The 16,321-nt window shown below is 72.7% G+C and carries 1 protein-coding gene; it reads left to right on the forward strand.

Features of this window, described 5'->3' with window-relative positions; translation table 11 throughout:
- Window positions 1-186: 186 nt before the first annotated feature.
- Window positions 187-16,321: amino acid adenylation domain-containing protein (locus ACGFW6_RS11080; RefSeq protein WP_393506911.1), on the forward strand; the 16,135-nt coding region annotated here is incomplete at its 3' end.

Genomic DNA, 16,321 nt, shown 5'->3' on the forward strand with positions numbered 1-16,321 from the left:
GGCTCGATATCAGGTCTGTGAGCTGCGGTTATTGATCCGGATAACCATGTTGACCGAATCATTGAAACCTTGCTAGCGTCCCCCTTCGCCTTTATTTGACGACGTCTCACCAACGCCTCGATCGATTTTCGCGTGGCGCGGCACTGAAAAGGCCGGGTTCTCCGGCGGATGATTGTGAGGAGACAGGTGTCCGAGCTCTCGACCATTCGGCACGGGCTGACCGCCGCCCAGCGAGAGGTGTGGCTGGGCCAGCAGCTGGACCCCCGGGGCACCAGCTACAAGACCGGATCCTGCCTGGAGATCGACGGCCCACTCGACCACGCCGTGCTGACCGAGGCGCTGCGGCACACGCTGGCCGAGACGGAGACGCTGTGCTCCCGCTTCCTCACCGACGAGCAGGGGGAGCCGTACCGGGCCCCCTGCCCGCCCGCGCCGAAGGGCTCGACCGCCACGCACGGCCCGGACGGCTCGCCGTACACGCCGGTACGGCTGCCGCACTTCGACCTGACCGGGCATCCGGACCCCGAGGCCGAGGCGATCGAGTGGATGGAGCGTGACCGGGCCACGCCGGTCGCGCTGGACCGGCCGGGGATCAGCAGCCACGCCCTGTTCACCCTGGCGCCCGGCCGGCACATGTACTACCTGGGCGTCCATCACATCGTGCTGGACGGCACCAGCATGACCCTGTTCTACGAGCGGCTCGCCGAGGTCTACCGGGCACTGACGCACGGTCAGGAGATCCCCGGCCGCTCGTTCGGCAGCATGGACCGGATCGTCGCCGACGAGGAGTCCTACCGGGGCTCGGCACGGCACGAGCGTGACCGGGCGTACTGGACCGGGCTGTTCACCGAGCGGCCCGAGCCGGTGTCGCTCGCCGGCCGGGTCGGCGAGCACGCCCTGGCCGGAATCCTGGCGAGCGTGCGGCTGGGGCCCGAGCGCACCCGGGCGCTGGAGGACGTGGCGCAGGCGGCCGGCTCGTCCTGGGCACGCGTGGTGATCGCCTCGGTGGCCGCGTTCCTGCACCGGATGACGGATGCCCGGGACATCGTGGTGTCGGTCCCGGTCACCGGCCGGTACGGCGCCAACGCCCGCACCACGCCGAGCATGGTCTCCAATCAGCTGCCGCTGCGTCTGCGCGTCGACCCCGAGGCGGACTTCGCCGCTCTGATCGAGGAGGTCTCCGCCGGGCTGCGCGGCCTCATGGCGCACAGCCGCTACCGGGGCGAGGAGCTCAACCGCGAGCTCGGTGTCTCGGGCGGCGCCGGAGTGCTCGGTCCGACGGTGAACGTGCTGCCGTACACCCGGCCCGTCGACTTCGGCGGACCGCTGGGCATGATGCGCAGCCTGGGCTCCGGTCCCACCACCGACCTGAACTTCGTGCTGACCGGCACGCCCGAGTCGGGTCTGCGGGTCGACTTCGAGGGCAATCCGCAGGTGTACGGCGCCGATGAACTGGCCGGCCTGCAGGAACGCTTCGTCCGGCTGATGGAGGACCTCGCCGCCCACCCCGGCACGCCCGTCGGCCGGTCGGCGCTGCTCACCGCCGAGGAGCGCCACCGCATCCTGGACGAGTGGAACGACACCGCGCGGGAGGTGCCGGACGACACCCTCACGGAGCTGCTGGAGCGGCAGGCCGCGCGCACCCCGCAGCGGGAGGCCCTCGCGTTCGAGGGGACCTCCCTGACCTACGCGGAACTGCACGCCCGTGCCGACCGGCTCGCCGGGCTGCTGGCCGAACGGGGAGCAGGCCCCGAGAAGTTCGTGGCCGTCGCCCTGCCGCGCTCGGTGGACCTGGTCGTCGCCCTGCTCGCGGTACTGAAGTCGGGTGCCGCCTACGTGCCCGTCGACCCCGGATATCCGGCGGATCGCATCGGTCACATCCTGCGCGACGCGGGCGCGCTGCTGGTGCTGACCTCCCGCGACACCGAGGACGCGCTGCCCGCGGACGGCACCCCGAGGCTCCTGGTGGACGGCACCGGCACCTCCGTGGCGGCGGCGCCCGCCGTGGGCCTCGACCCGAGCCACCCCGCGTACGTCATCTTCACCTCGGGATCCACCGGCCGCCCCAAGGGCGTGGTCGTCTCGCACCGGGCGATCGTGAACCGGCTGGCCTGGATGCAGGACACCTACCGGCTCGGTCCCGGCGACCGGGTGCTGCAGAAGACCCCGTCCGGGTTCGACGTGTCGGTGTGGGAGTTCTTCTGGCCGCTGTTGCAGGGCGCCACGCTGGTGGTGGCGCGGCCCGACGGCCATCTCGATCCGGCCTACCTGGCCGACACGATCCGGCGCGAGCGCATCACCACCGCGCACTTCGTGCCGTCGATGCTCGATGTGTTCCTGCGTGAGCCGTCCGCGGACGCGCTGTCCGGGATGCGCCGTGTGTTCTGCAGCGGTGAGGCCCTGTCCGCGGAACTGCGGGCACGCTTCCGGGCGCTGACCGATGTGCCGCTGCACAACCTGTACGGGCCGACGGAGGCCGCCGTCGACGTCACCTACTGGCCCTGCGCGCAGGACACCGGCGCGCGGCCGGTGCCCATCGGCCGGCCGGTGTGGAACACCCGGATGTACGTGCTGGACTCCGCGCTGCGCCCGGTGCCCGCCGGGGTGCCCGGCGAGCTGTACATCGCCGGCGTCCAGCTCGCCCGCGGCTACCTGGGCCGCCCCGGACTCAGCTCCGAACGCTTCACCGCCGACCCGCACGGCACGCCGGGCAGCCGCATGTACCGCACCGGTGACCTCGCGCGCTGGAACCGCGACGGCAGCCTCGACTACCTCGGACGCGCCGACCACCAGGTCAAACTGCGGGGTTTCCGGATCGAACTCGGCGAGATCGAGGCGGCCCTGACGGGGCAGCCCGAGATCGCGCAGGCCGCCGTGGTGCTGCGCGAGGACCGGCCCGGCGACCAGCGTCTGGTCGCCTACACCGTGCCGGCCGGCGCCTCCGCCCCCGACGCGGACACGCTGGCCGAACGGCTGCGCGCACTGCTGCCCGACTACATGGTGCCCGCCGCCTTCGTCACGCTCGCGGACCTGCCGGTGACTCCCAACGGCAAGCTGGACCGCAAGGCCCTCCCCGTGCCCCACGCCCCCGAGCGCGGCGGCGGCCGGGCCCCGCGCACCCCGCGCGAGGAACTGCTGTGCACGCTCTTCGCCGAGGTCCTCGGCGCCGAGGCGGTCGGCATCGACGACGGCTTCTTCGAACTGGGCGGTCACTCGCTGCTCGCCACCCGGCTGATCAGCCGCATCCGCACCGCCCTGGGCGTCGAGGTACCGATCCAGCGGGTCTTCGAGTGCCCGACCGTGGCGGCACTGGCCCGGGCGCTGGACGGCGAGGGCCGGGCGCGTACGGCGGTGACGGCCCTGGCCCGGCCCGATCGGCTGCCGCTGTCCTTCGCCCAGCAACGGCTGTGGTTCCTGCACCAGTTCGAGGGACCCTCGCCGCTGTACAACATCCCCGCCGCGCTGCGGCTGACCGGCCCGGTGGCCGCCGCGGCGCTGGAGGCGGCGATCGGTGACGTGGTCGCCCGGCACGAGAGCCTGCGGACGCTCTACGCCGAGGACGGACAGGGCCCCTATCAGCTGGTCCTGCCGGCGGCCGACGCGCCGGCCCGGCTGGAGATCACCGACACCGACGCCGCGCACCTGGACGAGGAGATCGCCCGGGTGGCCCGCGCCCCGTTCGACCTCACCCGCGACCTGCCGCTGCGCACCGCCCTGCTGCGGATGGCACCGGACGAACACGTCCTGATGCTGGTGCTGCACCACATCGCCGGCGACGGCTGGTCCCTCGCCCCGCTCGCCCGCGATCTGGGCACCGCGTACGGCGCACGGCTTGCGGGGGCGGCCCCCGACTGGGCGCCGCTGCCCGTGCAGTACGCCGACCACGCCCTGTGGCAGCACGCGTTCCTGGGCGCCGACGGGGATCCGCGGAGCGAGGGCGGCCGCCAGCTCGCGCACTGGCAGCGGGTCCTGGAGGGCCTGCCCGAGCGGCTGGACCTTCCCACCGACCGGCCGCGCCCCGGCCGCCGCGACAACACCGGCGACCGGCTCGACCTGAGGGTGCCCGCCGAACTGCACCGCGCGCTGGCCGACCTGGCCACGGAGAGCCGCACGAGCGTGTTCATGGTGCTCCAGGCCGCGCTCGCCGCGCTGCTCACCCGGCTCGGCGCCGGCGAGGACGTACCGATCGGCTCCACCATCGCCGGGCGCACCGACGCGGCGGTGGAGAACCTGGTCGGCTTCTTCGTCAACACGCTGGTGCTGCGCACCGACACCGGCGGCGACCCCACCTTCCGCGCGCTGCTCGGCCGGGTCCGCGACACCGACCTGGCCGCCTACGCCCACCAGGACCTGCCGTTCGAGCGGCTGGTGGAGGCCGTCAACCCCGACCGCGGCGCCGGGCACCATCCGCTGTTCCAGGTCATGCTGACCTTCGACACCACCCAGCAGGACGCCCTGGGCGAACTGGGCCGGCTGCCCGGCCTGCGCACCGAACTGGTGCCCGTGCACACCGGACTGTCCAAGTTCGACCTGGCCTTCGCGTTCGACGAACGCCGGGACACCGACGGCGCCGCCGCGGGGATCGATCTCGCCGTCGAGTTCAGCACGGCGCTCTTCGACGAGGCGACCGTGCGCACCCTGGCCGAACGGCTGCTGCGGCTGCTCGCGCAGGCCGTCGCGGACCCCGGCGCGCGGCTGGCCGAGCTGGACGTGCTGGTGCCGGGCGAGCAGCGGGCCCTGCTGGTGGACGCCAACGCGTCCTCCGCCGAGGTGCCGGCTCGGGGGGCGACGCTGCCGGAGCTCTTCGAGCGGCAGGCCGCCCTGCACCCGCACCGCCCGGCGCTCACCTTCGGGACCGCCACCGAGACGTACGGCCGGCTCAACGCGCGCGCCAACCGGCTCGCCCGGCTGCTCGTCGACCGCGGAGTGGGCCCCGACCACCTCGTCGCGCTCGCCCTGCCCCGTTCGCCGGAGCTGGTCGTCGCGCTGCTGGCGGTCGTCAAGGCCGGTGCCGCGTATGTGCCGCTCGACCCCGGCTACCCGGCGGACCGGCTGGCGCACACGCTGTCCGACGCGGCTCCCGCGATGCTGCTGACCACCGAGGAGGCGTCGGCCGGGCTCCCCGCCCACGACGTGCCGACCGTCGTCATGGGCACCGGCGAAGCGGACGGGTACGCCCCGGACGACCTCTCGCGCGAGGAACGGATCCGGCCGCTCGACGAGCAGGACACCGCATACGTCATCTACACCTCGGGCTCCACCGGCCGCCCCAAGGGCGTGGCCGTGCCGCACCGCAACGTCGTGCGGTTGTTCTCTGCCACCGACCACTGGTTCGGCTTCGACGAGCGGGACGTGTGGACCCTCTTCCACTCGTACGCGTTCGACTTCTCCGTCTGGGAGCTGTGGGGCGCGCTGCTGCACGGCGGCAGGCTGGTCGTCGTGCCGCACGGCGTGAGCCGCGACCCGGCCGCCTTCCTCTCGCTGCTGGAGCGGGAGCGGGTCACCGTGCTCAACCAGACCCCGTCCGCGTTCCACCAGCTGGCCGCCGCCGATCGTGAGCGGACGCATGAACTCGCCCTGCGCTACGTGGTGTTCGGCGGTGAGGCGCTGGACCTGTCGCGCCTCGCGGACTGGTACGAACGGCACGCCGACGACGCCCCGGCGCTGGTCAACATGTACGGCATCACCGAGACCACGGTCCATGTCTCCCACTTCCCGCTGGACCGGGCCACGGCCGCAGCCGCGTCGGCGAGCACCGTCGGCGTCAACATCCCGGACCTGCGGGTGTACGTCCTGGACGCCGCGCTGCGCCCCACGCCGCCCGGCGTCACCGGCGAGATGTACGTCGCCGGTGCCGGTCTCGCCCGCGGCTATCTGGGCCGTCCGGGACTGACCGCCGACCGCTTCCCCGCCGACCCGTACGCCGCCCTGTTCGACGAGTCGGGCGCCCGGATGTACCGCACGGGCGACCTGGCCCGGCGTCGCGCCGACGGCGGCCTCGACTACCTGGGCCGCGCCGACCACCAGGTCAAGATCCGCGGGTTCCGCATCGAACTCGGCGAGATCGAGGCCGTGCTCGCCGCCCATCCCGGCGTCCGGGACGTCGCCGTACGGCTGCGCGAGGACACCCCCGGCGACCACCGGCTCGTCGCCTACGTGGTCACCGACACGCGGGTGCCCGACCGGCAGCTGCTCGACCACGCCGCCGCACAACTGCCGGAGCACATGCTGCCGTCGGCGTTCGTCGCCCTGGACACGCTGCCGCTGACTCCCAACGGCAAGCTGGACACCCGGGCGCTGCCCGCCCCCTCCTACACGGCGGCGGCAGCCGGCCGCGCTCCCCGGGGGCCGCGCGAGGAGATCCTGTGCGCCCTGTTCGCCGAGATCCTCGCGGTGCCGCGCGTCACCATCGACGACGGCTTCTTCGACCTGGGCGGCCACTCCCTGCTCGCCACCCGGCTCGCCGCGCGCATCCGCACCGCGCTCGGCGTGGAGCTGTCGGTGCGGCAGCTGTTCGACACACCCACGGTGGCCGGTCTGTCCGCCGCCCTGGACGGCGCCGAGCACGCCCGGGAACCGCTCACGGCCGGGCCGCGCCCGGAGCGGCTGCCGCTGTCGTACGCCCAGCAGCGGCTGTGGTTCCTGCACCAGCTCGACGGCCCCTCACCGACGTACAACATCACCGGTGCGCTCCGGCTGACCGGCACGCTCGACACCGACGCGCTGCGCGCGGCCTTCGTCGACGTCGTCACCCGGCACGAGAGCCTGCGGACGGTCTTCGCGCAGGACGACGAGGGTGCCCGGCAGATCGTGCTGGACGCGGCGGACGTCCGCTTCCCGCTGCCGGTCGTCGACAGCACGGCGGAGGAGGTGACGGACCGGCTGGAGCGGGCCGCCCGGCACTGCTTCGACCTCGAACGTGAACTGCCCGTGCGCGCCGAGCTGTTCCGGACGGCCGGGACCGAGCACGTACTGCTGCTGATGATCCATCACATCGCGGGTGACGGCTGGTCCCTCGGCCCGCTCATGCGTGACCTCGCGGCCGCCTACACGGCCCGGTCGCGGGGCGCGGCACCCGCCTGGGCGCCGCTGCCGGCGCAGTACGCCGACTTCGCGCTGTGGCAGCACGCCTCCCTCGGCGACGCGCAGGACGCAACGAGTCTCGCCGGGCGGCAGCTCGCGCACTGGCGGCAGGCCCTGGCCGGGCTGCCCGAGCGGCTGGACCTGCCCGCCGACCGGCCCCGCCCGGCCGTCGCCACGCACCGCGGCGGCCGCGTGCCCCTGGACGTGCCCGCGTCCGTCCACCGCGCCGCCGTCGCCCTCGCCGGGGAGTCGAGGACCAGCCTGTTCATGGTCCTGCAGGCGGCCCTGGCAGCGCTGCTCTCCCGGATGGGCGCGGGCGACGACATCCCGCTGGGCACACCCGTGGCGGGCCGCACCGACGACGCCGTCGACCAGCTCGTCGGCTTCTTCGTCAACACCCTGGTGCTGCGCACCGACACGGGCGGCAACCCCACGTTCCGCGAGCTCCTGGACCGCGTGCGGGAGAGCGACCTCACCGCCTACGCCCACCAGGATCTGCCCTTCGAGCACCTCGTGGAGGTGCTCGCACCGGCCCGGTCGCTGTCCCACAACCCGCTCTTCCAGGTGCTGCTGAGCCTGGACACGACCCAGCAGGACGCCCTGGGCGCGCTGTCCGCGACCGGTCTCGGGGCGACCCCGCTGACGGTGGAGACCGGCGTCGCCAAGCTCGACCTGGCGGTGGAGCTCGTCGAACGGCGCGACGCCGACGGCACGCCGGCGGGGTGCGCGGGCGCCGTCGAGTACAGCGCCGACCTGTTCGACGAGGAGACCGTGCGGGCGCTGGCCGACCGGTTCATCCGTCTGCTGACGGGACTCGTCGCCGACCCGGACGGGCTCGTCGGGGACGTCGAGGTCCTCAGCGAGGCGGAGCGCCACCGGGTGCTGACCGAGTGGAACGACACCGCCCGCCCCGCCGAAGCCCTCACCTTCGCCGCCCACGTGGAGCGGCACGCCGCCGAGGCACCCGAGCGGCCGGCCGTCGAGTTCGCCGGGCAGGTGCTGTCCTACGGGGAACTCAACGCCCGCGCCAACCGGTTGGCGCGGCGTCTGCTCCGGCTGGGCGCCGGTCCGGAGAGGTTCGTCGCCACGGCTCTGCCCCGCAGCGCCGACCTGGTGGTCGCCGCCCTCGCCGCGTTCAAGGCGGGCGCCGCCTATCTGCCGGTGGACCCCGCCTACCCCGCCGAACGGGTCGCCCACGTCCTCCGCGACGCCGCACCGGTCGTGGTGGTGACCTCCACCGACGGCGCCTGCGGCCTGCCCGACACCGCGGTGCCACGGCTGCTGCTGGACGGCGCCGGCACGGCCGAGGCCCTGGACCGGACGCCCGCGCACGACGTCACCGACGCCGAGCGCCCCGCCCCGCTGCGGCCCGAGCACCCGGCGTACATGATCTACACCTCGGGCACGACGGGCCGCCCCAAGGGCGTGGTCGTCACCCACACCGGTCTTCCTGGCCTGCTGGACATCTTCGTCCGCGACTGTGCCGCCGGGCCGGGCAGCAGGATCCTGCAGCACCTCTCCCCCGGTTTCGACGCCGCCTTCTGGGAGCTGGCGATGGGCCTGCTCACCGGCGCCACCCTGGTGGTCGCCCCGCAGGAGACCACGCCGGGTCCGGAGCTGGCCGGGCTGGCGGTCCGGCACTCCGTGACCCATCTGAGCCTGACGCCCGGGGTTCTGGGCCTGATGGCCGAGGGGTCACTGCCCGCCGGGACGACGCTCGTCGTGGGCGCCGAGACCAGCCCGCCCGAACTCGTGGAGCGCTGGTCCGCGGGCCGCACCATGCTCAACTCCTACGGCCCCACCGAGACCACGGTCTGCTCGACGATGAGCCGTCCGCTGTCCGGACCCGTCACGCCGCCCATCGGCTCTCCCGTCGCGCACACGGCCGTCTACGTACTGGACGGGGCGCTGCGCCCGGTGGCCCCCGGTGTGCCCGGCGAGCTCTACACCGCCGGCCCGCACCTGGCCCGCGGCTACCACCGCCGGCCGGAGCTCACCGCCGAGCGGTTCGTCGCCGACCCGTTCGGTGCGCCGGGCTCCCGGCTGTACCGCACCGGCGACCTGGTGCGGTGGCTGCCGCACGGCGAGCTGGAGTACCTCGGCCGGGCCGACGACCAGGTCAAGATCCGTGGCCTGCGCATCGAACCGACCGAGGTCGAGGCCGTCATCACCGAACGCGCGGAGCTGTCCCGTGCCGCCGTCGTCGTCCGCGAGGACCGCCCCGGCGACCGACGGCTCGTGGCCTACGTCGTCCCGGAGCCGGGCCGGGCCCTGGATCCCGCCCGGCTGCGCGCCGAACTGCGCGAGACGCTGCCCGACCACATGATCCCGACGGCTTTCGTCGCCATGGACGCACTGCCGCTGACCATCAACGGCAAACTGGACCGCAAGGCGCTGCCCGCGCCGGACTACTCCACGCAGCGCTCGGGCCGCCGGCCGGCCACCGCGCGCGAGCGGCTGCTGTGCGACCTGTTCGCCCGGACCCTCGGCGTCGCGTCCGTGGGCGCGGACGACGGCTTCTTCGACCTGGGCGGCGACAGCATCCTGTCCATCCAGCTGATCGGCCGGGCCCGGGCAGCCGGACTCTCCCTGTCGGTCCGGGACGTCTTCGAGCACCAGACCCCGGCCCTGCTCGCCGAGTCCGCCACCGAGGCAGCCGCGGACGGCGACCGCCCGGCGGCCGGCTCCGGCACCCCCTGGGGCACGGCCCCCACGACCCCGATGATGCGCTGGTTCGCCGAACTCGGCTCCGCCGCCGCCCCGTTCAACCAGTCGATCGTCCTCACGACACCGGCCGGCCTGGACCCGGACGCGCTGCGGGCCGCTCTCGGCACCCTCCTCGACCATCACGACGCACTGCGTCTGCGGGTCACCGAGGACTGGACGGTCACCGTCCCCGAGCCCGGCTCGGTCGACGGCGGCGACTGCCTGGTCCGTGCCGACGCCTCCGGCCTGGACGAGCAGGCGCTCGCCACGGCCGTCACGGAGCACGCCCGGGCCGCCCGGGCCCGGCTCGCCCCGGCCGACGGCCGTATGCTCCAGGCCGTCTGGCTCGACCGCGGCGCCGGCCGCGAGGGACGGCTCGTCCTGGTCGCCAACCATCTGGTCGTCGACGGCGTCACCTGGCGCATCCTCGTTCCCGATCTGGTCGCGGCCTACGAAGGCCGGACACTCGCCCCGACCGGCACCCCGTGGCGGAGTTGGGCGCGCACGCTGGCGGAGCTCGCCGAACACCCCTCGACCGAGGCCGAACTGGACCACTGGCGCACGGTCCTCACCGGAGGCACCACCGCGCCGCGCCTGGACCGTACCCGCGACCTGCACGCCACGGCCGAGGAGGTCACGACCGAGCTCGACGCGGACACCACCCGTGAACTCCTCACGCGCGTACCCGGTGTCTGCCGTGCCACGGTCAACGACGTGCTGCTGACCGCTTTCGCGGTGGCCGTCGCCGAGTGGCGACGCGGTCGCGGTGCCGACCCCGACGCCCCCGTCGTGGTCGATCTGGAGAGCCACGGACGCCACGAGGACGCCCTGCCGGGCAGCGATCTGAGCCGCACCGCGGGCTGGTTCACCGCCCTGTACCCCGTACGGCTGGCCGCGCGCCGCACCGACGGCACGAACACGCCCATGATCCGCGCGCTGAAGGCCGTCAAGGAGCAACTGCGCACCGTTCCCGCCGACGGCCTCGGCTACGGCCTGCTGCGCCATCTCAACCCGCGCACCGGGCCGGTGCTGGCCGCGCTGCCCGAGCCGCAGTTCGGCTTCAACTACCTCGGCAGGCTCGGCCAGGACGACGAGAGCGCCGGCTCGTTCAGGATCGCCGGGGGTGACGTCGCCGGCATCGACGGCGACATGCCGCTGGCCCACAGCATGGACCTCAACGCCGTGGCCCTGGACACCGGTTCGGGCACCCGGCTGCGGGCGACCTGGACGTACGCGCCCTCGGCGCTGAGCGAGCAGGACGCCCGGCACCTGGCCGACGCCTGGTTCCAGGCCCTGCGCGATCTCGTCGCGGAGGCCGCCGGGCCGGGTGCGGCCGGGCTGACCCCGTCCGACCTCGCCCACCCCGGCCTCCACCAGGACGACGTCGACTTCCTGGAGCGCGCCGTCCCCGACCTCCGGGACGTCCTCCCGCTGGCTCCGCTCCAGGAGGGCTTCCTCTTTCTCAACCTCTACGACCAGGACGCCCGCGACGTCTACGTCGGCCAGATCTCGTTCGATCTCGAAGGTGCCTTCGACGCGGCCCGTATGCGTTCGGCCGTGCACGCGCTGCTCCTGCGCCACCCCAACCTGCGGGCCGGCTTCCGGCAGACCCCCTCGGGCGAGTGGGTGCAGTGTGTTCCCGGCGACGTGGAACCCGACTGGCGCGAGGCCGACCTGAGCGGGCTGCCCGCCGACAAGCGCGCAGCCGAGGCAGACCGGCTCGCCACCGAGGACCGGGAACGGCGCTTCGACCTCACGCGCCCTCCGCTGCTGCGCTTCACCGCGGTCAGGCTGACCGCCGCTCACGCCCGTCTGGTCATGACGAACCATCACATCCTGCTCGATGGCTGGTCGTTGCCGCTGCTGTGGCAGGAGCTGACCAAGCTGTACGCCACCGCCGGCGACCCCTCCTCACTGCCGCGGGTGCGTCCCTACAGCGACTACCTGGCCTGGCTGGGCACCCGTGACCGGGACGCCGCCCGGGACGCCTGGCAGCACTCCCTGGCCGGTCTCGACGAGGGCTGCCTGCTCGCGCCCGGCGCGGGCTCCGCCGACACGGCCCCGCTCAGCGTGACGTTCGGCCTGGACGCGACCGCCACCGAGTCGCTGGTGTCCTGGGCGCGGTCGCACGGCGTGACCATGAACACCGTCGTGCAGGGCGCGTGGGCCCTCGCCCTGGCCCAGGCCACCGGACGCGACGACGTCGTCTTCGGCGCCACCGTCTCCGGCCGCCCACCCGAGCTCACCGGCGTCGAGCACATGGTCGGCCTCTTCATCAACACCCTCCCCGTCCGCACCCGCCTCGACCACACCGAGACCGTCAGCACCCTCTTCCGCCGCCTCCAGAACGAACAGACCACACTCCTGGACCACCAGTGGCCCGGCCTCACCGACATCCAGACCTGGACCGGACACCCACAACTCTTCGACACCGCCATGGTGTTCCAGAACTATCCCGTCAGCGCCGAGGCGACGAGCCCCGACCTGAACGGTCTGCGTGTCGCCGGGTTCCATGCCGTCGAGCACACGGACTTCGTCGCCAACCTCGTAGCCCACACCAGGGACTCGGCGCTGAGCCTGCGGCTCGACCACCGGGCCGACGTGTGCCCGGAGGGTCTGGCGCGATCGTTGGCCGACCGGATGCTGCGGGTGCTCCAGACGCTGGTCGAGGGAGGTGACTCGCCGGTCGGCAGGCTGGACACGCTCGAACCGGACGTGCGGGAGCGGGTGTTGGTGGAGTGGAACGGACGCAGCACGGAGCTGCCCGACGTTCCGCTGCACGAGCTGGTCGCCCGGCAGGCGGCTCGGACGCCGGACGCGGTGGCCCTGGTCTGCGACGGGCAGTCGCTGACCTACGGCGAACTCAACGCCCGTGGGAACCAGTTGGCCCGGCACCTGATCGCGCAGGGTGTGGGGGCTGAGCAGTTCGTCGCGGTCGCGCTGCCCAAGTCGGTCGACGCCGTCGTTTCTCTGCTGGCGGTGGTCAAGGCAGGGGCGGCGTATCTGCCGATCGACCCCGACTACCCCACCGAGCGCGTCAGTTACATGCTCGACGACGCGGCACCGGTGATCGCGCTCACGGCGCCGATCCGGTACTCCGAGTGGGCTGACTACCCGACGACCGAGATAACCGACGGTGAGCGGCGTGTGCCGTGGTCTTCCCGGCACGCCGCGTACATGATCTACACGTCCGGTTCGACGGGCCGGCCCAAGGGCGTCGTCATCGACCATCACGCCCTGGCCACCTACCTCCACCGCGCCCGCACCGCCTACCCGGCGACGGCGGGCTCGACGGTGCTGCACTCACCGCTCGCCTTCGACCTCACCATCACCGCCCTGTGGACGCCGCTCACCAACGGCGGCACCGTCCACCTCGCATCGCTGGAAAACAGCACCAGCCGCCCCACCCTGGTCAAAGCCACCCCCAGCCACCTGCCCATCCTCAGCAGCCTGCCCGAGACCGCCTCACCCTCACAGACACTGATCCTCGGCGGCGAAGCCCTAAACGCCGACCAGCTGACCACCTGGCGCGCACAGCACCCCGACGTCCAGGTCATCAACGCCTACGGACCCACCGAATCCACCGTCAACATCACCGAATACCCGCTCGACAGCAACGCGACCGGACCGGTCCCGATCGGGCGGCCCTTCGCCAACACAGCCGTCTACGTCCTCGACTCCGCGCTGCGCCCCGTACCCCCCGGCGTCACCGGCGAGCTCTACCTCGCCGGCCACCAACTCGCCCGCGGCTACCACCACCGCCCCGCCCTCACCTCCGAACGCTTCACCGCCAACCCCTTCGGCACACCTGGCAGCCGCATCTACCGCACCGGCGACCTCGCCCGCTGGAACGACGCCGGCGACCTCGTCTTCGTCGGCCGCGCCGACCACCAGGTCAAACTCCGCGGCCATCGAATCGAGACAGGAGAGATCGAGTCCGCGATCGCCGCCCGCCCAGGCGTCGCACAAGCCGCCGTACTACTGCGTGAGGACACCCCCGGCGACCAACGCCTCGTCGCCTACGTCGTCACCGACGCCGACCAGTGGAACGAAGCCGCCGCCCGGTCAGACCTCGCCCAGCGCCTGCCCGACTACATGATCCCCTCGGCCCTCATCACCCTCGACACCCTGCCACTGACGCCCAACGGCAAACTCGACCGCAAGGCACTCCCCGCCCCCACCTACACGGCAGCGGCAGCAGGCCGAGCCCCCCGCACCCCCCGCGAAGAAATCCTCTGCACGCTCTACGCCGACGTCCTCGGCGTAGAACGCGTCACCATCGACGACAACTTCTTCGACCTCGGCGGACACTCCCTCCTCGCCACCCGACTCGTGAGCCGCATCCGCGCCGTGCTCGGCACCGAACTCAGCATCCGGCAACTCTTCGAAACGCCCACGATCGCCGTGCTGGCCACCGCGATGAACGGCGCGGAGGGCGCCCGGCCGCAACTGGCCCCGGCGACCCGGCCAGAGCGCATCCCGTTGTCGTACGCCCAGCAACGCCTGCTGTTCCTGCACCAGTTGGAAGGACCGAGCCCGACGTACAACACGGTCACGGCCATCCGGCTCAGCGGGATCCTCGACGCCACGGCGATGAGGGCAGCCGTCGGGGACGTCGTGGCCCGGCACGAGAGCCTGCGCACGGTCTTCGCCGAGGACGAGCACGGCGCGCACCAGATCGTGCTGTCGGCGGACGTCGCCGAAGCGCCGTTCACGGTCGTCGACGTCGCCGAGGAACACGTCGCTGAGCGACTGTCCGAGGTGGCCGGTCACTGCTTCGACATCGAAGCCGAACTGCCGGTCGCCACATGGTTGTTGAGGGTCTCGCAGGAGGAGCACGTCCTCGTGCTCCTGGTGCACCACATCGCCTGCGACGCCTGGTCGCGGGGCCCGCTCGCCCAGGACCTCACCGCCGCCTACACCGCACGCCTCTCGGGTGGGGCGCCGGACTGGGAGCCGCTCGCGGTGCAGTACGCGGACTACGCGCTGTGGCAGCAGGACCTCCTCGGCGACGACACCGACCCCGACAGCACCGCCGGCCGTCAACTCGCCCACTGGAAGCAGACACTCGCCGGACTCCCCGAACAGCTCGACCTGCCCACCGACCGACCCCGCCCCGCCATCGCCGACTACAGCGGCGACCGGGTCACCTTCGAGATCCCGGCCGAGTTGCACGGACGGCTCACCGCGCTGGCGCGGGCTTCTCACACCAGCGCGTTCATGGTGGTGCAGACGGCGCTCTCGGCCCTCCTCACCCGGCTCGGTGCCGGACACGACATCCCCCTCGGCACTCCCATCGCCGGACGCACCGACGACGCCACCGACCGCCTCATCGGGTTCTTCATCAACACCCTGGTCCTGCGCACCGACACCAGCGGTAACCCGACCTTCCGTGAGCTGCTCGACCGGGTCCGCACCACCGACCTCACCGCCTACACGCACCAGGACCTCCCCTTCGAACGCCTCGTCGAGGTCCTGAACCCGGCGCGCACGCTGTCCCATCACCCGCTGTTCCAGGTGCTGCTGACGTTCAACAACACCGACCACGAGGGCGCGCTGCACGAGGTCGCCGAGCTTCCCGGCCTGCGGGTGTCGCCGCAGAACGTGCGGCGTACCGCGTCGAAGTTCGATCTGTCCTTCGCCTTCGCCGAGTCGTTCGACGACGACCGTCGGCCCAAGGGCGTCGACGGCGCGCTGGACTTCAGCACCCAGTTGTTCGAGCGCACCTCGGCGGAGCGCATCGCGGAGCGGTTCGTCCGTGTGCTGGACGCCATGACCGCCTCACCCGACCTGCGCATCGGCGATGTCGAGATCATCGGACGCGAGGAACGTGAGCGGGTGTTGGTGGAGTGGAACGGACGCAGCACGGAGCTGCCCGACGTTCCGCTGCACGAGCTGGTCGCCCGGCAGGCGGCTCGGACGCCGGACGCGGTCGCCCTGGTCTGCGACGGCCAGTCGCTCACCTACGGCGAACTCGACGCGCAGGCGAATCAGTTGGCCCGGCACCTGATCGCGCAGGGTGTGGGGGCTGAGCAGTTCGTCGCGGTCGCCCTGCCCAAGTCGGTCGACGCCGTCGTTTCTCTGCTGGCGGTGGTCAAGGCAGGGGCGGCGTATCTGCCGATCGACCCCGACTACCCGGTCGAGCGCGTCAGTTACATGCTCGACGACGCGACACCCGTCCTCACCCTGCGGGAGGCGATACCCGAAAGCGAGTACGCCGGCTTCACCACCACCGACATCGCCGACAGTGAGCGGCGGGTGCCATGGTCTTCCCGGCACGCCGCGTACATGATCTACACGTCCGGCTCGACGGGCCGACCCAAGGGCGTCGTCATCGACCATCACGCCCTGGCCACCTACCTCCACCGCGCCCGCACCGCCTACCCGGCCACAGCAGGCTCGACAGTGCTGCACTCACCGCTCGCCTTCGACCTCACCATCACGGCCCTGTGGACGCCGCTCACCAACGGCGGCACCGTCCACCTCACCTCACTGGAAGACAGCACCAGCCGCCCCACCCTGGTCAAGGCCA

Source organism: Streptomyces sp. Y7, from assembly GCF_043195415.1.
Lineage (GTDB): Bacteria > Actinomycetota > Actinomycetes > Streptomycetales > Streptomycetaceae > Streptomyces.